Here is a 23650-nt window from a genome sequence, read left to right as displayed (position 1 = left end):
CTACTCATCTGATCCTCAAGCACTATCCGTTTCGCGTTATTCTTCCATTTTTCATCATCCGTCTTACCTCTTACATCATCCATCCGCCTTATTTAAACTCATTACAAATAACTAATTATCAGCAATTTAGACTAATTTCATATAGTAAATAAATTATAATTACGAACAAATTCAGTTTACATTTGTATTGTTATTAAAGTACAGAAATATGAAAGATCTAATGCGTATCAAATGTTTAATATCTCAGGATATCGAAACATTATTAAATCAGCAAATTAAAAAAGAAGCTCATTCTTCATCATTATATTTATCAATGTCATCCTGGTGTGACCAAAATGGATTCGATTATTCAGCAGATTATTTTTTAAAGCAATCTGAAGAAGAAAGAGTACACCAGTTAAAATTATTCAAATATGTGCTGGATATGGGCGGAAATGCAATCTCTCCCGAAGTATCAGGAATTAAAACTGACTTCGCCGGATTTAGAGAAGTTTTCGAAGATGCTTTAGAAGCAGAAATTGCCATTACGCAGAGTTTTAAAAACCTGGCTGCAAGATGCCATAAGGAACAGGATTTTGTAACCATGGAATTCTTAAACTGGTTCTTAAAAGAGCAACGTGAAGAAGAATACAAAGCACGCAGAGCGTTAGAGTTATTCGAGGTTATTGGTGAAGAAGGTACCGGAAGATGGGAAATCGATAAACATGTGAACAAAATCTCTTATTCAGAAGAATAACAACAACAAAACATATATTCAAAAGCTATCCTGAAAAGGGTAGCTTTTTTTTTGTGCTGTGATTTTTATTTCTGTTATCTCAAATAGAAAGCTCGTTATTACGGGAGGCTTTTTTTAGCCAAAAGCCTGTCTTAATTTTTAGGGAAAGCAATTTTCTACAATCGCTACCTTTATCTACTTACTAATACGCCTTTTTTTGAAATTTGTCAATGCCATCAAAATTCAAGTTCTTAAAACCATCAATAAAAAAGAAAAGCTCCGGTTTTACCGGAGCTTTCTTAGTTTAGGTTGTTTGGTTTATGTTGATTATGAATAAGTCTTGAAATTTTTATAAAAAAAGCGCCGTTACCAGCGCTTTTTTTAAACCAAATATATAATAATAATTAACGAGCATTACAAAAGTACAAACTTTATTGATATTCGCAAGTATTTTTAATAAAAAACTTAAAATTTTTAATAAAAAAATAAAAAACACAACGAATAAATTAAAAATCAAATAAAAAATCACACCAAAACCAATTTTAATACAACAAAATAGCATTATTTTAAAAAATTAATGCGCTTAATTAAAATAATCACATAAAAAATTATAATATTTCATAAAATACAACCTAAATCACACCCAATATCACACAAAAACCTAGTCAACAAAGATTATTATAAAATATTCCTTTAAATTTCAATAAAATAAAGATTTGATGGACTGAATTATCGCACAGAATTTAAACAAACACCAGAAAAAAATAACAATCACCATACATATGTTATGTATCCCACGATAGTTTACAATTTGAAGTTAACAGTTAGCAGTTTGAACTAACCGCAAACTAAAAAACTGAAAACTGTGTACCGAAAACTGCTAACTGATAAACTTTTTTTTCTAAATTTGCGCCTTTTACAAATAACAATATGATTAAGAGACAGCAAATTAAAGATTTATTAAAGTCGACAGCATTTGACACAGAAGTAACGGTTATGGGATGGGTTAGAACCTTCCGTAATAATCAGTTTATTGCCTTAAATGACGGATCTTGCATGAGCAATATCCAGGTTGTGATCGATTTTAATAATTTACCTGATGAGCTGTTAAAAAGAATAACAACCGGCGCAGCCATTTCGGCAACAGGTAAACTGATCGAATCGCTTGGTAAAGGTCAATCTGTAGAGGTTAAAGCAACCAGCGTAGAAATTTTAGGTGACAGCGATCCTGAAAAGTTTCCTTTACAGCCTAAAAAACACAGTTTAGAGTTTTTACGTGAAATTGCCCACCTGCGTTTCCGTACCAATACTTTTAATGCCGTTTTTAAAGTGCGCCATGCCCTGGCTTTTGCCATTCACCAGTTTTATAACGAACGTGGTTTTGTGTACATGCACACCCCTATTATCACGGCCAGTGATGCAGAAGGTGCGGGCGAGATGTTTAAAGTAACCACTTTAGATTTCGACAATACGCCGCGCGCTGAAGATGGTAAGGTAGATTTCTCACAGGATTTCTTCGCCCGTGCAACCAATTTAACGGTATCAGGACAGTTGGAAGGTGAATTGGCAGCGATGGCTTTTGGCAAGATTTATACATTCGGACCAACTTTCAGGGCCGAAAACTCGAATACTACGCGTCACCTGGCAGAATTTTGGATGATTGAACCTGAATTTGCTTTTGCTGATTTAGAAGATAACATGCAACTTGCAGAAGACATGATGAAGTATGTGATTAAATATGCTTTAGACAACTGCAAGGATGAATTAGAATTTTTAAACAGCCGTTTAGCGGAAGAAGATAAACAGAAACCTCAGAATGAGCGCAGTGAATTGAGTTTATTGGAGAAACTGGATTTCTGTTTGGCAAATGATTTTGAACGTTTAACTTATACGGAAGCCATCAGGATTTTAAAATCTTCGAAGCCAAACCAAAAGAAACAGTTCAAATACCTGATTGACGAATGGGGAGCTGATTTACAGAGCGAGCACGAGCGTTTCCTGGTAGAAAAACACTTTAAAAAACCGGTAATCTTAACCGATTATCCTGCTGATATTAAATCATTCTACATGCGCCAGAACGAGCCGGATGCGGAAGGCAGACAAACTGTTGCCGCAATGGACATTTTGTTCCCGGGTATTGGTGAAATGATTGGCGGATCGGCCCGTGAAGAACGTTTAGACCGCTTAACGAAACGTATGGAAGATTTAAATATTCCTCAAGATGAACTTTGGTGGTATCTGGATACCCGCCGTTTTGGTACTGCACCACACGCAGGTTTTGGTTTAGGTTTTGAACGTTTGGTATTGTTTGTAACCGGAATGACCAACATCCGCGATGTAATTGCTTTCCCAAGGTTCCCGAAAAACGCAGAGTTTTAGGTTTAGGGAGACAAATAGCCCATTATCAAAGAAGTCAAGTTTTAAAAACTTGACTTCTTTTTTTATGACGTAGTGAAAGATAAACATGGCTGAACCACAGATAAAAGGATGCACACAGATAAAAATCCGTGTTTATCTGTGTGGTTAAAAACCTTAACTTAATTGCCCGGCGAGACGCCTCGTGGGCAGAAACGTTTGGTGTTTTAAACATTAATAGTTTTCCTATCACTGCCAAATAAACCTGATTGGAGCGAAAAGCCCGCAGCATAGCGAGGACTTGCAGCGTAAAGCAGGACTGAACAATCCCAAGCACTACTGCACCTGCTTTTCTAAAAAAAGGTATATAACAAAGAAGTCAAGTTTTAAAAACTTGACTTCTTTTACTATCTGGAAAGACTTTCGAAGTTTGTTAACTACCGCCCATCATCATGCATGGTATCGCTATACGGATTGGCATGCGCATAATCTACTGCCGAAACTTTATAATCGGTTGGTGCAAAGCTGGCCGAAGTGCTCAATGCCATCCCCAGTTCGTAGCGGGTTGGATAAGGTGTTTGCAATAAACTGCCTGCTGGGATGTATGGAAAACTCTCTAAATAACTCTGCATCACGCTCGGGCTCACCCTCCTGTTGATATAAGCGCGGCTTAACTGATGTGTTTCCCTTAAACCCGCAGCGCCCAGCAGCTCTACTGCACTGGCTACGGTAAGGTTATGGAAGTTTTTAACGCGAACAGTTTTATCTTCTACCACAAGGCCTTTCATTAAACTCTGATCTTGTGTGGCCACGCCAGTTGGACAGGTATTGCTGTTACATTCCAAAGCCTGGATACAGCCTAAAGCAAACATCATTCCGCGGGCTGCATTACACATATCGGCACCTAGGGCAATGTTTTTTACCAGATCGAAACCTGTAGCCACTTTACCTGAAGCAATAATTTTTATGTGTTTTTTAAGGTCGAAGCCATTTAGTACATCGTAAACAAAAGCAACACCTTCGCGTAGTGGCATCCCTACCGAGTTAGAAAACTCCTGCGGGGCAGCACCTGTACCACCTTCGCCACCATCTACGGTAATAAAATCGGGATAAATTTTGGTTTCAACCATTGCTTTGCAAATGGCATAAAATTCGCTTTTACGACCGATACATAATTTAAAACCAACTGGTTTGCCGCCCGATAAATCACGAAGTTTTTTAACAAACTTCAATAAACCAATTGGTGTATTAAAGGCAGAGTGTGCAGGTGGAGACAATACATCTTTACCCTCTGGTACCAAACGGATCCTTGCAACCTCCGGTGTTACTTTTTTAGCCGGCAACATCCCGCCATGCCCTGGTTTAGCGCCCTGCGAAAGTTTAATTTCGATCATTTTTACCTGATCAGTTTTGGCTCTTTCGGCATAGGCATCATAATTGAAAGTTCCATCGGCATTACGGCAACCGAAATAACCGGTACCAATCTGCCAGATTAAATCGCCACCCGGCTGACGGTGATAATCGCTGATTCCCCCCTCGCCTGTATTGTGTGCAAAATTGCCCATTTTGGCACCACCGTTTAAGGCTAAAATGGCATTCTGGCTCAAAGAGCCAAAACTCATGGCCGAAATGTTATAAATACTGGCCGAATAAGGCTTTTTGCAATCTGGTCCGCCTACGGTAACGCGTGGATCTAAATTTAACTCGTGATGCGAAATCGCGGCAATGCTATGGCTTAACCATTCGTAACCATTATCATAAACGTTTAACTGCGTTCCGAAAGGAATGGTATCGTTATCTTTTTTGGCACGCTGATAAATCAACGAGCGGTTTAACCTGTTATAAGGTGTACCGTTGGTATCGCTCTCTACAAAATATTGGTAAACTTTCGGCCTCAGCTCTTCCATAAAATACCTTAAGCGACCAAATACAGGATAGTTTCTTACGATACTGTGTTTAGGCTGGTATAAATCGTAAACACCAAGCAGTACAAAAGGACCGGTGAAGATGAATGTCCACCATAAAAAAGGATGGTACAGGCCCAGCATAATGGTTAGGGCAATTAGAAATGCGGCAATGGCGACGAAAGCTTTTCTCATAATAATAGATTAGCGGATGTTTTGTTGATACAAAGATTAGGATTATTAAACAACTGACACCATTAAATTGTTATTTTTACGCTATGCTTATTAAGATTTATCCGGAAAACCCAAACGAAAGGGCTATTGAACAAGTTGTTGAAGTACTGAAAAAAGGTGGCCTGATCATCTATCCAACCGATACGATTTATGGTTTGGGCTGCGACATCACCAATCCAAAAGCGATTGAAAAAATCTGCAGAATCCGTGGCATCAAACCCGAAAAGGCTAATTTCTCTTTCATCTGTCACGATTTAAAGCACATTTCCGACTACATTAAACCCATTGATAATACCACTTTCAGGGTATTAAAAAAAGCTTTACCCGGTCCGTTTACCTTTATTTTTAACGCCAATAACAACGTACCTAAATTATTAAGTTCCAATAAAAAAACGGTGGGTATCCGTGTGCCCGATAACAACATTGCACGCTGTATTGTAAAAGAGCTGGGTAACCCCATTCTTTCTACTTCGATAAAAGATGATGATGATGTAATCGAATATTCTACCGATCCGGAACTGATCCACGAGAAATACGCGGACCTGGTTGACCTGATTATCGACGGTGGCTATGGAGATAATGAGGCTTCTACGGTGATTGATTGTACCACGGGTGAGTTTGAAGTAATTCGTGAAGGCAAAGGAAATATTGAGGAGTATTTGTAAGCTTTTTCTAGTAGAGCCAGATCGCCTGTTTTACCAGGCCTGTTAGATTGCTTGTTTTTGGAAGTGATGGTTTCAGTTCCCTGTAGCGGCCTCTAGCCCTGCTTTACACTTCAAGTCCTCCCCGATTAAAATCGGGATGCGGGCTTTCCGTTTCAATCAGGCTTATTAACAAAGGGTGCTCTCCGAAGGTGAATAGCAATTAGCAATTAAAGCAGGTTTTTATCATATATGTAATTCAATTCGAATTTGTCAGATTGAATCGTATCGTGCGGGTTTTTGGCATCATGCTGGCTTGCTTAAAAAATTCCGCATCCCGCACCGAAGCACACCGTCAATCCCAGGTGGCGGCCAAATCAACTTTCGTTTCGCAGAAACGAACAAAACAAAGTGCCGCTGTTTTTTTGATGAGCGCGGGTAGTAAGAAGCCACATTGCGGGATTGACAAAGCGCTCTAGTTACTTTGGCGCTCCAAAGTACCATGCCTCGCAGCATAGAGCGGAAAGAAAATCCTTCTTAACAATTGTACATAAAATCTGCAGACATGAGAATGCAAAAATTCCCAAATCCTCAGAATTTATCAACATTTCACCTAAATATCAAAGAAATATATAAATTTATGTTTTTAAAAGTTTATTCCCCAAGCTTTTAGCCAAACTAACAACTAAATTAATATAACTGTAATACAGAATTAACCTTCTACCTCTATTTTCGTAACCTAATCACTTTATATGGCGCTACCATTACTCCAGTAACTGTTTTCCGGTTAAAATCAGCCAAATAGTGTTCGCAATACAGCTATATGTAAAATATAGCCAAAATTGTTTGCGCTAAATGATCAAAATCCTTTAATCCCAATCCTTATTATTCTTGTATGGCAAAACTTTACTTCTAATCATTCAAATCCTTGCGGGACCGTTCCCGAAAAATAAAGCAATTACTCCTGATTCGCTTCACTAACTTATTCAAAAAAATCATCCATTATTTCATATCCCTAAACAAATTATATGAAAAAACTTTTACTATTTTGTTTTACAATGCTCTTGGCAACATCGGTATTTGCCCAGAGTTTTAGCGGAACGTACAATTTTAGCAGCGTTTCTACTACCACAGGTAAAACTGATCCTACTGCAGTTCCAACCGCAACAGGGGTTACCTTTGGCTCTTTTACGGCCAACGGGGCCGTTTCTACCAATCCGAATGCAAGTGGCAGGTTTTCTTTTACCAGCCAGCCAACCGGGGCAACCAATGCCAGTGATGTTTTTACAGGCGCAATAGACTTAACTAAATATTACGAAGTAACCATTACGCCGGCTTCGGGTTATACCTTAAACATTACCGGAATTAAGTTTTCAGTACAACGCTCGGCAACCGGGATCAGGCAGTACAGTGTCCGTTCGAGCAAAGATGGTTACGCAGCTAACTTACCGGCAAGCATATCGCCTGCCAATTCAGATTTACAGGTGGTATCTGGAAATGTATTTCAGGTAATCGATATAGCAACAGCTGCTGAGGTAGGCAGTACCATTAACTTAACCGGTTTCACCAGTATTGCTACCGCAACCACTTTTCGTTTTTATGGTTACAATGCCGAAGCTTCCGGGGGTACTTTTAGTATAGATGACGTTGCAATTTCAGGATCTGCGGTTTCTGCCACTGATAACACACCTCCTGTAAATGCCGCTACCTACCCAAAAACTTCGAATATCACCTCAACAGGTTTTAACCTTACCCATAATATCGATGAAGCCGGTAAAACTTATTATGTTGTTACCGCATCAGGCAGCCCTGCACCAAGCCCTGCACAGGTAAAAGCCGGTTTAAACGGAAGTGGGACAGCAGCGATTAAATCGGGTTCGTTAACCAATGTGGCCAATACCGATGTAAGTACTTCAGTTACGGGATTAACTGCGGCAACAAATTATGCTGTTTATGTAGTAGCCGAAGATGTGGCCACCACACCAAATATACAAACCACCGTATCGCTTTTAAATGTAACCACACTTCCTTTGGTAGATGTTACGCCACCCGTTTTTGCTGCAAATTCGCCTGCAGTAACGGGTATCGGTACCACTTCATTTAACTTAGGCAGCAACATTAACGAGGCTGGTAAAACTTATTACGTTTTAGTAGCAGCCACTGCCCAGGCACCAAGCCCTGCACAGGTAAAGGCAGGACTCGATGGTTCAAATGCGGCAGCACTAAAATCAGGCTCACTTAACAATGTTGCCAATACAGATGCAACTTCAGGCATTACAGGTTTAACCGCCTCAACTGCTTATAAATTATATGTAGTAGCAGAAGATAACGCCACTTTGCCCAACCTGCAAACCGCTGCTGTATCATTAAACATTACCACTTTTGCCCCGCCTACCATTATCATCAGCCAGTATTACGAAGGCTCGGGTGTAAACAAATGGATAGAATTAACCAACTTAAGCAACAGTCCTGTTAATACCTCTACCCCACAGTTAAAACTGGGTTTATGGAACATTTCGGGCGATGCAGGCAACATCAATATCACCGGGGCACCATCGCAGGTGTATAACTTAACCGTAACCATCCCGGCCAGGGGAACCGTGTTGATCGGAAATACCAACAATTCGCCTGAAGAAATCCCATACCTTACCGCCGCAAGTGCAGCCGAAACAAGCAATTCGGTAATTAACTTTAACGGTAACGATGGCGTAGCGCTTCTGGATGCTAACAACAACATTATCGATGCTTTTGGCCAGGATGTAAACGCGAAAGATGTTTCTTATGTAAGGCACCTTGATGTTGCAACAGCAAGCTCAACCTTTATCGCCGACGACTGGACCAGATTAACCGTAGATATTGTAAAAGATGCCGTAGATGATGATGACGCGAATAAACTTGGCGTTCATTTTCCACCAAACCTGCCTAACTGTGCCGCACCAACTATTGTGCCGGGCAATGCTCAATTTACCAACACCACACCAAACAGCATTTCGTTTACCTTCACCAAATCAGACGATGCGACCGAATACCTCATCATCAGAAGTTTAAACAGCACACTTTCTGTTAACCCGACCGATGGAACAACTTATGCTGTAGGTACTGCATTGGGAGGCGGAGTGGTAGTAGCCCGCCAGGCCACACCTGCCTTTAACAATACCGGTTTAACAAGCGCCACCAAATATTATTATTTTATTTATGCCCTGAACAATACGTCTTGTTTGGGTGGCCCTAAATATTTAACCAGCGCACTTATTGCGAGCGAAACCACCAAAACGCTCCTCCCTTGTGTAAAACCAACCAGTCAGCCACAAAATTTCCTGGTTACCAATGCCAACCACAACTTTGTTCAGGCCTCTTATGCAGCTGCAGCCAATGCCGACGATTACCTGGTGGTAATGGCCACCAAACCATCACTTACTGCTTTGCCAGCCGACCAAACCATTTATAACGTAGGCGACAACCTGGGCGGTGGTATTGTAGTAAAAAGCGGTGCAGGTACCAGCTTTACCCGATACGGACTTACACAAAATACCCAATATTACTTCTTTATCTTTTCGGTAAACAGCAATTGTACCGGAGGGCCATTGTACCTGACCACAAACCCGCTTGTGGGACAGCACAAAACCAGTATCCTCGATGTAAATAAACTGAATTTCTATTACGGTAACCTGCACAGTCACAGTAGTTATTCGGACGGTAACCAGGATGATAAAACCAAAATCCCTGTTGATGATTACGAGTTCGCAAAGAAATCGATGAACCTGGATTTCCTCGGTATATCGGAGCACAACCACTCGCAGGCCGGTATGATGAAAGCAAACTGGCAAAAAGGCATCGATCAGGCCAAAAATGCGACTACACCAACTTTCCTGGCCTTACACGGTATGGAATGGGGCGTAATCAGCGGTGGCGGTCACGTAATTGTTTATGGTATCGATTCGCTGGTGGGGTGGGAAAACGACAATTACGATATCTTTGTACCGAAAAACACCTATACCGGCAACACCGGATTATTCAGAATCATTAACAGGCATGGTTTAAATGCGGTAGCCACACTGGCTCACCCAAATACCACCGATTATAATAATTTAGTAGCCAATTACGATATCAGTGCCGACAGTGCAATTGTAGGAACTGCGCTTGAAAGCGGTCCGGCCACTTCAAAGAATATTACTTATTCAGATCCTGCCAGCTCAATGAGTTACCTGAGCTATTACAACAGGATGCTTGCAAAAGGTTATCACCTTGGTGCCACAATCGATCATGATAACCACAACCTTACTTTCGGTCGCCATACCAAGGCCAGGCTGGTAGTACTTTCGCCTGCCCTCACCGAAAACGACATCCTCGATGCCGTTAAAAAAATGCGCTTTTATGCTTCAGAAGATTCGGCAGCCAAGGTGCTTTTCACCATCAATAAACAACCCGTTGGCAGCGTATTTACCGTAGCCGGCGCACCACAGATCGAGGTTACTTCTAAAACCACAAAAGAAGTAATCAGCATTAAATTAATGTATGGCGAACCCGGTACCGGAGTAAACCCAACAGAACTCTTAACAAGTACCACAGGACAGTTAACCTATAGCCACACTGCCCTGGCCAATTTAAAAACGGGTTATTATTATGCAGACATTGTTGAATCAGACGGAAGCAGGATCATTACCTCCCCTATCTGGTACACCAGAGATGATGCAGTGGTAAAAAAAGACCAGCAAATCACCTTTACGGCCACCAAAACCGTTACCTATGGCGATCCTGATTTTGATGCCGGCGCAACCAGCGACAATACCAGCATCAATATTGTGTACACCAGCAGCAATACCAGTGTTGCAAAAATCAGCAATAACGATATTCAGATTGTTGGCGCAGGTACGGTAACCATTACCGCAACCCAACCGGGTGATGCATTTTATAATGAAGCATCAAAACAATTAATCCTGACGGTGGCTCCTAAACCAATCAATGTGAAGGCCGACGCCAAAACAAAGGTTGAAGGAACGGCAGATCCGGCCTTTACCTATGTTTCTAGCCCAGCTTTATTGGGTACCGATGTATTTACAGGCACCTTAACAAGAGATGCAGGCGAAACTCCCGGCGATTTTGCCATCAAAGTGGGTACCCTCGCCATTAATCCGAATTATGCGATTAACTATACCGCAGCCAACCTGCATATTTATGCCAAACCGGTTGCAGCCTTAAGCGGTAACATTTCTATTCCGGTAAATACCACCGCACCGGCAATTACCTTCACCGCAACCGCAGGTACCGCACCATTTACTTTTACGTATAATATTAATGGCGGGGCGAGTCAAACTTTAACATCAACAACAGGCACTGCAACCATCATCCCACCAAGCAATACCGTGGGTACCTTTGTTTACACAGTAACCAGCATTGCAGATGCTTACAGTACACAGCCTCAAAACATTTCCACCACGGTTAAAATTAACCCTATCCCTGTGGCAGGCATTGCCGGAACTACCGCCTTATGTTTAAACGGCACTGCACCAACAATTACTTTTACCGGTGGAAACGGGACAGGCCCGTATGTATTTACCTATAACATTAACGGCGGTACAAGCCAAATGGTGAGCACTACAGGAACCAATACAACAGCTACAGTATCTGCTCCGGTAAACGTTGCAGGCACCTTTAACTACAATTTGCTTCAGGTGAGTGATGTAAACGCAGGTCAGGCGCAAAGCGGAACCGCAACCATTACGGTAAGGGCTTTGGCTACTGCAAGCATTTCGGGCTCAACAGCAGTACCAAACCTGGCTGCAGCACCTAATATTACTTTTACCGGAGCCAACGGAACCGCGCCATATACCTTTACCTATAATATTAATGGCGGGGCAAACAGAACGATAACTTCAACAGGCAATACGGCAACCGTTTCTGCGCCAACTTCGGCAGTAGGAACCTTTGTATATAACTTAGTAAGCGTGGCTGATGTAAACTGTGGTCAGCCGCAAACCGGTTCAGCAACCGTAATTATCCGTCCATTACCAATAGCCACCATTGCAGGTAACGCTTCGGTGTGTAATTTTGGTTCATCGCCAAACATCACCTTTACCGGATCAGTTGGGACGGCTCCTTACACCTTTACCTATACCGTAAACGGCGGCAGCCAACGCACAGTAACCACCAATTCAACTACTGCTACAGTTAGTGCGCCAACCAACGCGGTGGGTACATTTACCTATACATTAGTGAGCGTGGCCGATGCTTATGCCAGTCAATTACAAACCGGATCGGCAACGGTAACCGTAAATGCTTTACCAGTGGCTTCGATCAGCAGCAATAAAGGTTTGTCCATTTCTAAAGGTGATGCCATCGTGTTAACCGCAAGCGGTGGTACACAGTACAACTGGTCGGGCGCCGATATCATTAGCGGACAGAATACGCCTGCTTTAACCATCCGCCCTAAACAGAGCGGCACTTACCGCGTTACCGTAACCAATGCAAGCGGTTGTGTGAGCGATAAGACCATTGCCATTACGGTGATTGATGATTATAAACTGGAAGCCAGTACGGTAGTAACACCAAACGGGGATGGTTACAACGATAAATTTATCGTGAAGAACATCGATTACTATCCGAACAATACCTTAAAAATATTCGATAAGGCTGGAAGGATGTTATACACCAAACATACCTACACCAATGATTGGGACGGAACCATAAATGGTAGTCCGTTGAGCGAAGGCACCTATTATTACATCATCGATTTGGGTAATGGCATCGGTTCATTTAAAGGTTACATCAACATCATCAGAGACTAATTACAGACATGAGAGCAATTACAAAAAACATAAAGCAAATGCGTCGCGTAACGTTTCTATTTGCTGCTAGCACATTATTTATAGGATCTGCAAAAGCGCAGATCCTTCCACTCAATGCACAATATTTCCAGAACCGTTACCTCGTTAACCCTTCAATGGCCGGTATCGATGAAGGTTTTAACATCAACGGAAGTTTCCGCAAACAGTGGTCGAACATTCCCGGAGCACCCATTACCCAAAGCGTAACTTTAGATCAGCAGGTGAACAAAGTGGGCTGGGGCGTAAACATCTATAATGAGAAATCGGGCGGGATCCAGCGTACTAAGGCGGTTGGAACTTTTGCCTATCACCTGCCATTAAACAGCAACGACCAGAAATTAAATTTCGGGATCTCTTTCGGCGCAAGTCAGGATAAGCTCGATTTAAGCAGCGTAAGGAACAGCGACATTAACGATCCTTCCATCGCTCGTTTTAACGACAGGGGCTATTATCTGGACGGCGATTTCGGGATTTCTTATACCTCCAGAGGATTAACTGTTGAAGGCGCCGTGCCTAACATGCGTTCGGTTTTCAGAAAAGACGATTTAAATTTTGCCGATAAACCCACCTTTTATTCTGCAGTAAGTTACAAATTCGCCTTAGGATCTGGCATTAATGGCATCAGCCTCGAGCCAAAAGGTGTTTTCAGGGGCATTAAAAACTACGAAAATTTATGGGATGCAGGGGTTAACGCCAACTTCGCCAACGATAAATTATACCTGATGGCTATGTACCACAACACGCAAAATGCTACCGTTGGTTTCGGAATGAACTATAAATCGACTTTGTATTTTATGGCGTACTACAATACCGCCACTTCAGCCATCAGCGGTTATACCGACGGTGATTTCGAAGTAAATATCCGCTTAAATATTAGTAAAAAACCATAATATATAGCCGTCATTCCAAACTTGTTTCGGTTTTAAAGAGAATCGTCGTTATTCCGAATAATCCGGGATTTTAATGCTTAAAGCATTACATTTTTACCTAATCCGCAGAATAAAATCTGCGGCTTTTTTATTGGTCGCAGCGCCCCTATCCGCCTAACGGCACCTTTCTACTGAAAGGGAAAGGCCTTGAAAAACAATTTACCGCACCCTGCAATATGCTCCATGCGACCTGCTCCCTGCTATCCGGCCTTGCAGATTTCCGCCGGAAAAAGCATGAAAATCTTTGCAGCTCCCCTCATTACCCCACAGCCCAAGGCAGGATCAAAGCGGGAGTGGTGGGGATAAGCAAGGGTAAGAGCCTCGATGCTGCCGCAATCAAGATTTCCGTAGCTTTTTACAAGGAAGGATGCAAGCCTTGATTTTTTGGTCCCTTTTTCATCAAGGAAAAAGGACTAGCCCCGGCGGCAATGAGCCGATAGAAAATTTTAATCTGTAGAGTTTAAATTAATAGATTTCTCCATTACGCTACGCTCCAGTCGAAATGACGGATTGTTCGCGGTAGAAATTACGCGTGATATTTCTCTGCTCCCTGCTACCGGCCTCGCAGATTTCCGCAGGAATAAGCATTGAAATTCCTGCAGCCCACTCTCAATACCTCACTGCCCAAGGCAATATACAGTCCCGATTTTTCATCGGGGCCTCCATATTGCCGCAGTGGGAATTTCGATAGCTTAGTTCAAGAAAAGGTGCAAGCCTTGGTTTTTTGTTTCTTTTGAACGAAGCCAAAAGAAAGAGCCCCTCGGCGGCGGTGAGCCGAGGCAAGCCCGAGTAAGGGGCAAAATAGAAAAGAAACTTAGCCAGTGAGCAAACACAAACCAGTGATCAACACTTAGAGATCCTTCGTGCCTCAGGATGACAATAACTCTTTTTAATGGGATTGCGGCGGCGAACCGATAGAAAATTTTAATCTGTAGAGTTTAATTTAATAGATTTCTCCATTACGCTGCGCTCCAGTCGAAATGACGGATTGTTCGCGGTAGAAATTACGCGTGATATAGCTAAACCATTAAGATTCCCGCCTGCGCGGGAATGACGACCGCTTTAGAAATGATCCTATACACCTCGCTATCTGCTCCCTGCTCCCGGCCTCGGATATGATGGAAGGAGAAAGCGTTAAAGCTTTTGCACCTCCATTCAATCAGCACAGCACTGAGGCAGCACGCCCACCCCGATCCTTCATCGGGGGCTTGTGCTGACGACTTAAAAGCTTTGACGAATTTATCCGACATCAGATCCAAGCCTTGGGTTTTTGTTTCTTTTGGGCCAAGCCAAAAGAAAGAGCCCATCGGCGGCGGTGAGCCGAGGCAAGCCTCAGTAAGGGGCAAACACTTACAGATCTTTCGTGCCTCAGGATGACAATAATTCTTTTTAATGAGATTGCTTCGGCTCGCTCAAACCCAGCCTCGCAATGACGAAAATTGGCTTTTAGTTACCACATCAGTAACCCTTAAAAATCTACCAGAAACATGAAATATGCTACTTTTCTTTACATCTGGTACATTTTTTTTTTGCACTTAATTTAAAACAATAATTTCGTTTCACAAACCTACTACAAACCTACTTTATGAAAATAAAATTACTTACGTTACTAATATTAATTGGTATTGGCGCAAAAGCGCAAACCTACAAGCCAGACAGGCAGCATAACCTTGTAGTGGTATATCTCATTCCACAAGATATTACCCCCTTACCTAATTACGAAGAAAGAATTAGCAAGGCCTTACTTTATGGGCAAGAGTTTTTCCGCCAGCAAATGATACAACAAGGATTTGGCGATAAAACATTTGGCCTTATAAAAGATAACGCCATGCAACGGGTGCAAATATGTACTGTTAAAAGTAACAAACCCGCTAGCCAGCTAAGTAATGCCGGCGCAGTTAAGAACGAAGCAGATGCCTATCTGGCATTGCCAGAAAATGTAGGTAAAAATACCAGCCAGCACATGCTCATCATTACCCCATACGACAATAAGCTTTACGGCGGTTGGGGTAAATATTGTATTGTGTACGATAATTTGGGTTTGGATATGAACAACCCCAATAAAGATAATTTAGCGCTTTGGGTTGGGGGTATGTTGCACGAGCTTGGCCATGCCCTGCAGTTACAGCATAATAACGAACCTTTTCCCGTGGGCGGAGATATGCGTTCGCAAAATGAGCCAAAATCACAGGCAAAACGTTTTCCAAATACCTATAGGCCTACATTAATGGGCATTGGTAACTATAGCCTAGAGGTTTTCCCAAATAACCCAACCATTTTAACCAAGGCCGATTGCGCCATGCTTGATGTTTGTGAAATTTTAAACGACGTAACCATCCCTACCTATTATGGAGAAGCCTCATCAGCGGTTGATATCATCCATGGAAATTATAATACCGCTACCCAAAACTTAGAGTTTAGCGGAAAGTTTTTAAACAGTTCACCAGCAAATCCGGTAAAGCACATTGGGGTTTTTCTCGATCCAAATGTTGAGGGCGAAGGTGAGGGCGCTAATCATGATTACAACGCCATATCATACGAAACAGAACCTATTGGTACCGACAGTTTTTCGATCGCTTTACCTTTATCAGGTTTATCTTATCAGGGCAATACAACTTATGAGGTCAAAATTAAACTCATACATGCCAACGGATACATTACGCAGGGTATTGCACACATTTATTTCGATGCAAATGTACCCGGGTTGGCTACAGAATTTGCCCCTAAAAATATAACCAGGGCTGACAGAACCAATTGGACCATTACCCCAGGCAACAAAATTATTGGCGGTAGTACCAAAATTGATGAAGATGCCAATGGAAATATTGGTTTGGCAACGAACATTATTGACAACAACCCCAATACCACGTGGAATTCCTATAATGATGCCAAAACCATGTACCCTCACCAGGTAACCATTGATACAAAAACACAGCAGGATTACGTTGGCATAAGCTATCTCCACAAAAAAGGCTTATCAAATGCCATTAAAAATATTGAGCTATACGGTAGTAATACGGGCAAAGAGGGCGATTTTGTTTTGTTAAAAACAGACGTTTTAGGGAGAAGCGACGGGGGCAAATACATCAGCTTTAACAAAAAAGAAAATTTCAGATATTTCCGTTTTGTGGCCATAAGCCCTCAAAATAGTAATGATGGATGGGCGTATTTAGCTGAACTTAACTTATGGCAGGGACCTGATCCCATTAACCAGACTAAGCCTGCAAATACTTTAGTTAGCCGTAACGGGTGGACCATAAGAGCGGGCAATAAATTAAAGCCCGATAATGTAACCACTTACGAAGACGAAAATAAAACTACACCTGATGGTCAATCGGCTGTTAACGAATCGGCCGAGTCTGCAATTGATGGTAGGGATAGATCTGGTTGGGAATCTAATTATGATACTTATTTTCCACATGAGCTCATCATTGATACCAAATCGGTACAACGCTTTACCGGCTGGAGCTATAATCAGCTTTACGATATGTATGTGATGGTTAAAGATGTTGATATTTTAGTGAGCGACGACGATGTAAATTATACATTGGTAGGCAGTTATACGCTTAATTATAATAACGGAGTAAATCAGATTAATTTTGAGCCCAGAAACTTCAGGTATTTTAAATTTGTTACCAAAAACGCATTCGACGGACTACAATATGCTGCCATTGCCGAACTTAATTTATATAACGACCCAACGGTTAAGGGAAATGTACCGTCACCAGCTTTAAAGGTAAATCAAACAGCTTTCGATTTTGGTTCGCAGAATACAGGGACCAATTCTACCGTACAAACGTTTAACCTGAATGCAACGGGCTTAACTGATGCAGTAAACATCACCACCACTGCACCTTTTTACCTCTCGAAAGATAATATTACCTACAGCACTTCTCTGGTTTATACCGCAGCCGAACTTGCAGCCGACAAAACAGTTTCAGTACGTTTTAGCCCCACAACAGCCTCGGCAGCATCGGGCACTATCAGTATTTCGAGCACTGGGGCAACTACACTGAATATTACTGCAACAGGTGTAGCTACCACCCCACCCGCAACACCAGCACATATTGTCATATCAGAAATTTACGGTGGCGGCGGAAACTCTGGTGCTACCTACAAAAATGACTTTATCGAATTGTATAACCCGGGGAATACAGCAGTCGATTTAACCGGCTGGAGCGTTCAATATACAAGTGCTACCGGTGCTGGCAACTGGACAGCAACCAACTTATCTGGTGCCATTGCTCCAAAGGGTTTTTACCTCGTTCAGGAAGCAGCAGGCGCAGGTGGTACAGTAGATTTACCAACGCCTGATAAGATTGGCACGCTTAATTTATCGGGTACCACCGGAAAAGTATTGTTAAGCAATTCGGTTACCCTTCAAACAGGAGCAAACCCGACTGGTGCAAATATTATTGATAAAGTTGGTTTCGGAACAGCAAATGGTTTTGAAGGTACTGCGCCTGCAACAGCCACAACCAATTCCACATCCATAGAAAGAAAAGCAAGCGCTACATCAGATGCCACTACCATGGGAACTGGCGGTACAGAAGAGTTTGCTGGTAACGGATACGATAGTGATGATAATTCTTTAGATTTTATATTGAGACCACCAAATCCGCAAAACACCTCTGTAACTGAGCCGGCTTCTACCTCTGGCCCGAATTTAGTTGTTACACCAAAAACTCTGGCTTTCGGCAATCAGGCCATTAATACCACTTCGGCACCTAAAACCTATGTATTATCTGCCGGTAACTTAACCAATGCCACTACCCTGACTACAACTGCACCTTATTCTATTTCGAAAGATAACATTACCTTTTCTTCCACATTAACTTACAGCGTGGCAGATTTAGCCACAAACCAAACGGTGTATGTAAAATTCAGTCCAACGGTTGCAGGCAATTCTACTGGTGCCATTTTACATGAAAGCACTGGTGCAACTTCGGTTTCACTGTCATTAACCGGCCTGGCAGTTGATCCCAGCCAAACAGCTTTTAACTTCGAAAACTGCACTACTGCGGGGAGTGCTGCACTATCCGATGGTTTTTATCAATACAGCGTAACCGGCGCACAAACCTGGGCTTGTACCACTACTTTCGGACACGATCCGGCCGACCCTACAGGTGTGGCAAATACCGGAAATGCCCTTCAGATTAATGGTTATTCAGGCGGTAATATTTTGAATGAGGATTGGTTAATCTCGCCGGCTTTAAATATTTCTTCATTTAACTATGCTATTTTATCTTTCTACACAAGATCTGCTTTCGCAGGAGATAAATTACAACTCAAAATTTCAACCAACTATACCGGTTCGGGTGATCCTGCACTGGCCACCTGGACCAGCTTAGACGGTAAATTTCCTGAAACAGGTACCGATAAATGGACCAAATCGGATAATATAGATTTATCAGCCTACAAAGCAACGCCGGTTTATGTGGCTATCGTATATAATTCTACCACCTCGTCGGCAAGCCGCTGGACAGTAGATGATTTTGTGGTAACCAATTCCAATACGCCACCTGCGGTAGATATTACTACTTCGCCATCAAGCATTAGCTTTGGTTTTCAGGCGGCCAACACCACTTCTGCAGCAAGTACCTTTGGCTTTTCTGCCGGTAACTTAACGGATGATGTAACCCTAACCGCCCCGGCTAACTTTACCTTATCTAAAACCAGTACCGGAACATACAGCAGTACCATTACTTATCCAAAAGCCGATATCAACAATACGTCGCCAACAGTTTATGCTAAATTTTCACCAGCTACGGTCAATACCAGTTATACAGGAAATGTAAACATCGCCACTGCTGGTTCAGCAAACAAAACGGTAGCCTTAAGCGGAAACACCTTCGATGCTGCCAATACTTTAGAAGTGGTAAACTGGAATATCGAATGGTTTGGCAGCCCTGCCCAGAACCCATCGAACGATGCCCAGCAGGCCGCTAATGTTAAAACAGTGGTGAATAATCTCAATGCCGATATTTATGGTTTTGCTGAGGTTGTAGATACCACTTTGTTTAGAAATACCGTTTTACCGGCCGGATACAATGTTTTATTCAGTGATTTCGGATCCTATGCCGATAATAAAGCAGATGCCGATTATCCCCTGGCGCAGAAACTGGCTTTTATGTACCGTACCGATCTGATTAAACCCATTTCAACTTTAGGGATTTTAAGAGATACCTATAATCCGGCTGTACCTGCAACCAGTGCCGATGGTAGCCCTTACAAAAACTGGTCGTCGGGCCGCTTCCCTTACCTGATGCAGGCGCAGGTAAAAATCAACAATAAACCGGATACCGTTTATTTTGTAGAGATCCATGCAAAAGCCAATACCGGTACTACAGCCGATCAGATTGATGCCTACAACCGCAGAAAAGCAGGAAACAAACAGTTAAAAGACTGGCTGGATCTTAATCTGGCTGGCAAAAAAGTAATCATTCTCGGCGATTTTAACGATGTACTGGATGCGGATAAAACCATTGCTCCAATGCCCGGCACCGGAACTTCGTATTCAGATTTCACCCTGGATGCGGCTAATTATTTCCCGGTAACCTTACCTTTAAGTTTAGCGGGCAAACAATCTACCGCCGGATTTAATACAGTAATTGATAACGTCATCATCACGAAAAACCTTAACCTCAATTACATCCCGGCATCGGCAGAGGTTTTAGATGCCGTTAAAAACCTGGTTTCCAATTACAGCACTACCACAACCGATCATTATCCTGTTAAAACGAGATACCTGTTCGGCAATGGTGCGCCTACCCTCGATGCCATAGCAGATCAGGCTATCTGTTATGCTCCGGCTAACCAAACCATTGCTTTAACCGGAATTTCTGCTGGTCCTGAAACCACACAAAACACTACACTTTCGGTAACTGCTGATAACGCGAGCCTGTTTGATGTATTAACGATTGCAGCAAACGGTACCGGTAAGGGCACCATTACCTACCATTTAAAAAACAACATAAGTGGCGAAGCCAATATTACCATTACAGTACTGGATGATGGCGGAACAGATTTTGGAGGTGTAAATAAAATCACCAAATCTTTCAAATTAAAGGTTACCTCAACCGCTACAGCAACTGTTACAGGTACGGCTGCAGTGTGCCTAAATGACGCTGACCAAACCATCACCTTTACAGGAGCAAACGGAACTGCCCCCTATACATTTACCTATAATGTTAATGGAGGAGCAGATCAAACTGTAAGCACTACCGGCACAAGTTCATCCGTAACGGTTTCAGTGCCAGGCAATGTTGAGGGTACATTTGCCTATAATTTACTGAACGTTAAAGATGTTAACTGTGGTCAGGCGCAAAGCGGAACCGCAACCATTACCGTAAGGGCTTTAGCCACTGCAAGCATTTCGGGTTCAGCAACAGTACCCAAACTGGCTGCAGCACCTGATATTACCTTCACCGGAGCCAACGGAACGGCACCATACACTTTTACCTATAATATTAATGGCGGGGCAAACAAAACGGTAACTTCAACCGGCAATACTGCGACCATTTCAGTGCCAACTTCGGCAGCGGGAACCTTTATATATAATTTAGTAAGCGTAGCCGATGTAAACTGTAGCCAGCCGCAAACCGGTTCGGCAATGGTAACTGTAAATGCTTTACCAGCGGCCACCATCGCAGGTAATGCTTCGGTATAACTTTGGTCCATCGCCAGACATCACCTTTACCGGATCAGGTGGAACAGCACCTTACACTTTTACCTATACCGTAAACGGAGGCAGCAACCGCACCGTAACCACCAATTCAACTACCGCAACGGTTAGTGCGCCAACCAATGCAGAGGGTACATTTACCTACACTTTGGTAAGCGTGGCTGATGCTTATGCCAGTCAAACACAAACCGGATCGGCAACAATTACTGTAAGGGCTTTAGCCACTGCAAGCATTTCGGGTTCAGCAACGGTATCCAAACTGGCCGCAGCACCTGATATTACCTTCACCGGAACTAACGGAACCGCGCCATATACCTTTACCTATAACATTAATGGCGGGGCAAACAAAACCGTAACTTCAACCGGCAATACCGCAACCGTTTCAGTGCCAACTTCGGCAACGGGTACATTTGTGTATAATTTAGTAAGTGTAGCCGATGTAAACTGTAGCCAGCCACAAACTGGTTCGGTAACGGTAACTGTAAATGATTTACCAGTGGCCACCATTTCAGGTAATACCTCGGTGTGTAATTTTGGTCCATCGCCAAACATCACCTTTACCGGATCAGGCGGAACAGCACCTTACACCTTTACCTATACCATAAACGGAGGTAGCAACCGCACCGTAACCAGCAATTCAACTACGGCAACGGTTAGTGCGCCAACCAATGCAGAGGGTACATTTACCTATACTTTGGTGAGCGTAGCTGATGCTTATGCCAGTCAAACACAAACCGGAACCGCAACCATTACCGTAAGGGCTTTAGCCACTGCAAGCATTTCGGGTTCAGCAACGGTATCCAAACTGGTCGCAGCACCTGATATTACCTTTACCGGAACTAATGGAACCGCGCCATATACCTTTACCTATAATATTAATGGCGGGGCAAACAAAACGGTAACTTCAACCGGCAATACTGCGACCATTTCAGTGCCAACTTCGGCAGCGGGAACCTTTGTGTATAATTTAGTAAGTGTAGCCGATGTAAATTGTAGCCAGCCGCAAACCGGTTCGGCAACGGTAACTGTAAATGATTTACCAGCGGCCACCATCGCAGGTAATGCTTCGGTATGTAATTTTGGTTCATCGCCAAACATCACTTTTACCGGATCAGGCGGAATAGCACCTTATACCTTTACCTATACCATAAACGGAGGCAGCAACCGCACCATAACCACCAATTCAACTACTGCTACAGTTAGTGCGCCAACCAACGCGGTGGGTACATTTACCTATACATTAGTGAGTGTGGCCGATGCTTATGCCAGTCAAACACAAACCGGATCGGCAACAATTACTATAAGGGCTTTAGCCACTGCAAGCATTTCGGGTTCAGCAACGGTATCCAAACTGGCTGCAGCACCTGATATTACCTTCACCGGAACTAACGGAACGGTGCCATACACCTTTACCTATAATATTAACGGCGGGGCAAACAAAACCGTAACTTCAACCGGCAATACTGCGACCGTTTCAGTGCCAACGTCAGCATCGGGAACCTTTATATATAACTTAGTAAGTGTAGCCGATGTAAACTGTAGCCAGCCGCAAACCGGTTCGGCAACGGTAAACGTAAATGCTTTACCAGTGGCCACTATTGCAGGTAATACCTCGGTATGTAATTTTGGTCCATCGCCAGACGTCACTTTTACCGGATCAGGCGGAACAGCACCTTACACTTTTACCTATACCATAAACGGAGGCAGCAACCGCACCGTAACCACCAATTCTACTACCGCGACAGTTAGTGCGCCAACCAACGCGATGGGTACATTTACCTATACATTAGTGAGCGTGGCCGATGCTTATGCCAATCAATTACAAACCGGATCGGCAACCGTAACCGTAAATGCTTTACCAGCGGCTTCGATCAGCAGCAATAAAGGTTTATCGGTTTCGAAAGGTGATGCAATTATTTTAACCGCTACCGGTGGTACACAATACAGCTGGTCGGGCCCGGATATCATTAGCGGACAAAGTACTGCTACCTTAACCATTCGTCCGAAACAGAGCGGCACTTACCGCGTTACCGTAACCAATGCCAGTGGCTGTATGAGCGATCAAAACATTGCCATTATGGTAATTGATGATTATAAACTGGAAGCCAATACGGTAGTCACACCAAACGGGGATGGGTATAATGATAAGTTTATCGTAAAAAACATCGATTACTATCCGAATAATACCTTGAAGGTGTTCAATAAAGCCGGAAAGATTTTATACACCAAACACGCTTATACCAATGATTGGGACGGAACCATAAACGGCAGTGCGTTGAGCGAAGGCACCTATTATTACATCATCGATTTGGGTAATGGTATCGGTAAGTTTAAAGGTTACATCAATATCCTTAGAAACTAATT

Annotated in this window: 8 protein-coding genes; 7 read left to right on the top strand and 1 reads right to left on the bottom strand. The window is 42.8% G+C overall.

All coding sequences use genetic code 11. From position 1 onward, the window contains the following. Positions 1-208: 208 nt before the first annotated feature. Both ABD769_RS05375 and asnS read left to right on the top strand, forming a co-directional pair. Entirely contained in the window at positions 209-736 is a 528-nt protein-coding gene (locus ABD769_RS05375; protein WP_344850023.1) for a ferritin, read from the top strand. Between the two features lie 909 nt (positions 737-1645). Beyond that, complete coding sequence (gene asnS / locus ABD769_RS05370; protein ID WP_344850021.1) at positions 1646-3094, top strand: asparagine--tRNA ligase; 1449 nt, start codon at positions 1646-1648, stop codon at positions 3092-3094. Positions 3095-3507: 413 nt separating this feature from the next. Here asnS and ABD769_RS05365 read toward each other — a convergent pair whose 3' ends face one another. Continuing rightward, positions 3508-5169, bottom strand: coding sequence for an FMN-binding glutamate synthase family protein (locus ABD769_RS05365; protein ID WP_344850019.1), 1662 nt, complete (start codon positions 5167-5169; stop codon positions 3508-3510). 83 nt (positions 5170-5252) lie between these two features. Between ABD769_RS05365 and ABD769_RS05360 the strand changes: the two genes are divergently transcribed. The 5 genes from ABD769_RS05360 (at position 5253) to ABD769_RS05340 (ending at position 23648) form a co-directional block, all read left to right on the top strand. Continuing rightward, complete coding sequence (locus tag ABD769_RS05360; RefSeq protein ID WP_344850017.1) at positions 5253-5873, top strand: L-threonylcarbamoyladenylate synthase; 621 nt, start codon at positions 5253-5255, stop codon at positions 5871-5873. A gap of 1004 nt (positions 5874-6877) precedes the next feature. Further along, entirely contained in the window at positions 6878-12634 is a 5757-nt protein-coding gene (locus tag ABD769_RS05355; RefSeq protein WP_344850015.1) for a CehA/McbA family metallohydrolase, read from the top strand. Between the two features lie 8 nt (positions 12635-12642). Next, complete coding sequence (locus tag ABD769_RS05350; RefSeq protein WP_344850013.1) at positions 12643-13563, top strand: PorP/SprF family type IX secretion system membrane protein; 921 nt, start codon at positions 12643-12645, stop codon at positions 13561-13563. 1624 nt (positions 13564-15187) lie between these two features. Continuing rightward, positions 15188-21271 carry a discoidin domain-containing protein gene (locus ABD769_RS05345; RefSeq protein WP_344850011.1) on the top strand — a complete coding sequence of 2028 codons (6084 nt, stop codon included), beginning with the start codon at positions 15188-15190 and terminating at the stop codon, positions 21269-21271. Next, positions 21228-23648 (top strand): T9SS type B sorting domain-containing protein, encoded by a 2421-nt coding sequence (locus ABD769_RS05340; protein WP_344850009.1) that lies wholly within the window; start codon positions 21228-21230, stop codon positions 23646-23648. The genes ABD769_RS05345 and ABD769_RS05340 overlap by 44 nt, the downstream gene beginning before the upstream one ends. Positions 23649-23650: the final 2 nt, after the last annotated feature.

This window comes from Pedobacter jeongneungensis, from assembly GCF_039538295.1.
Taxonomy (GTDB): domain Bacteria; phylum Bacteroidota; class Bacteroidia; order Sphingobacteriales; family Sphingobacteriaceae; genus Pedobacter; species Pedobacter jeongneungensis.
Note: the sequence above shows the minus strand (reverse complement) of the source record. Positions and strands in the feature narration are given on the sequence as shown.

What these genes read in the sequence shown, in the direction of transcription:
- ABD769_RS05375 (WP_344850023.1), top strand. Translation starts at nt 209, where the DNA reads ATGAAAGATCTAATGCGTATCAAATGTTTAATATCTCAGGATATCGAA.
- ABD769_RS05345 (WP_344850011.1), top strand. Translation starts at nt 15,188, where the DNA reads ATGAAAATAAAATTACTTACGTTACTAATATTAATTGGTATTGGCGCA.
- asnS (WP_344850021.1), top strand. Translation starts at nt 1,646, where the DNA reads ATGATTAAGAGACAGCAAATTAAAGATTTATTAAAGTCGACAGCATTT.
- ABD769_RS05355 (WP_344850015.1), top strand. Translation starts at nt 6,878, where the DNA reads ATGAAAAAACTTTTACTATTTTGTTTTACAATGCTCTTGGCAACATCG.
- ABD769_RS05360 (WP_344850017.1), top strand. Translation starts at nt 5,253, where the DNA reads ATGCTTATTAAGATTTATCCGGAAAACCCAAACGAAAGGGCTATTGAA.
- ABD769_RS05350 (WP_344850013.1), top strand. Translation starts at nt 12,643, where the DNA reads ATGAGAGCAATTACAAAAAACATAAAGCAAATGCGTCGCGTAACGTTT.
- ABD769_RS05365 (WP_344850019.1), bottom strand. Translation starts at nt 5,169, where the DNA reads ATGAGAAAAGCTTTCGTCGCCATTGCCGCATTTCTAATTGCCCTAACC.
- ABD769_RS05340 (WP_344850009.1), top strand. Translation starts at nt 21,228, where the DNA reads ATGCTTTACCAGCGGCCACCATCGCAGGTAATGCTTCGGTATAACTTT.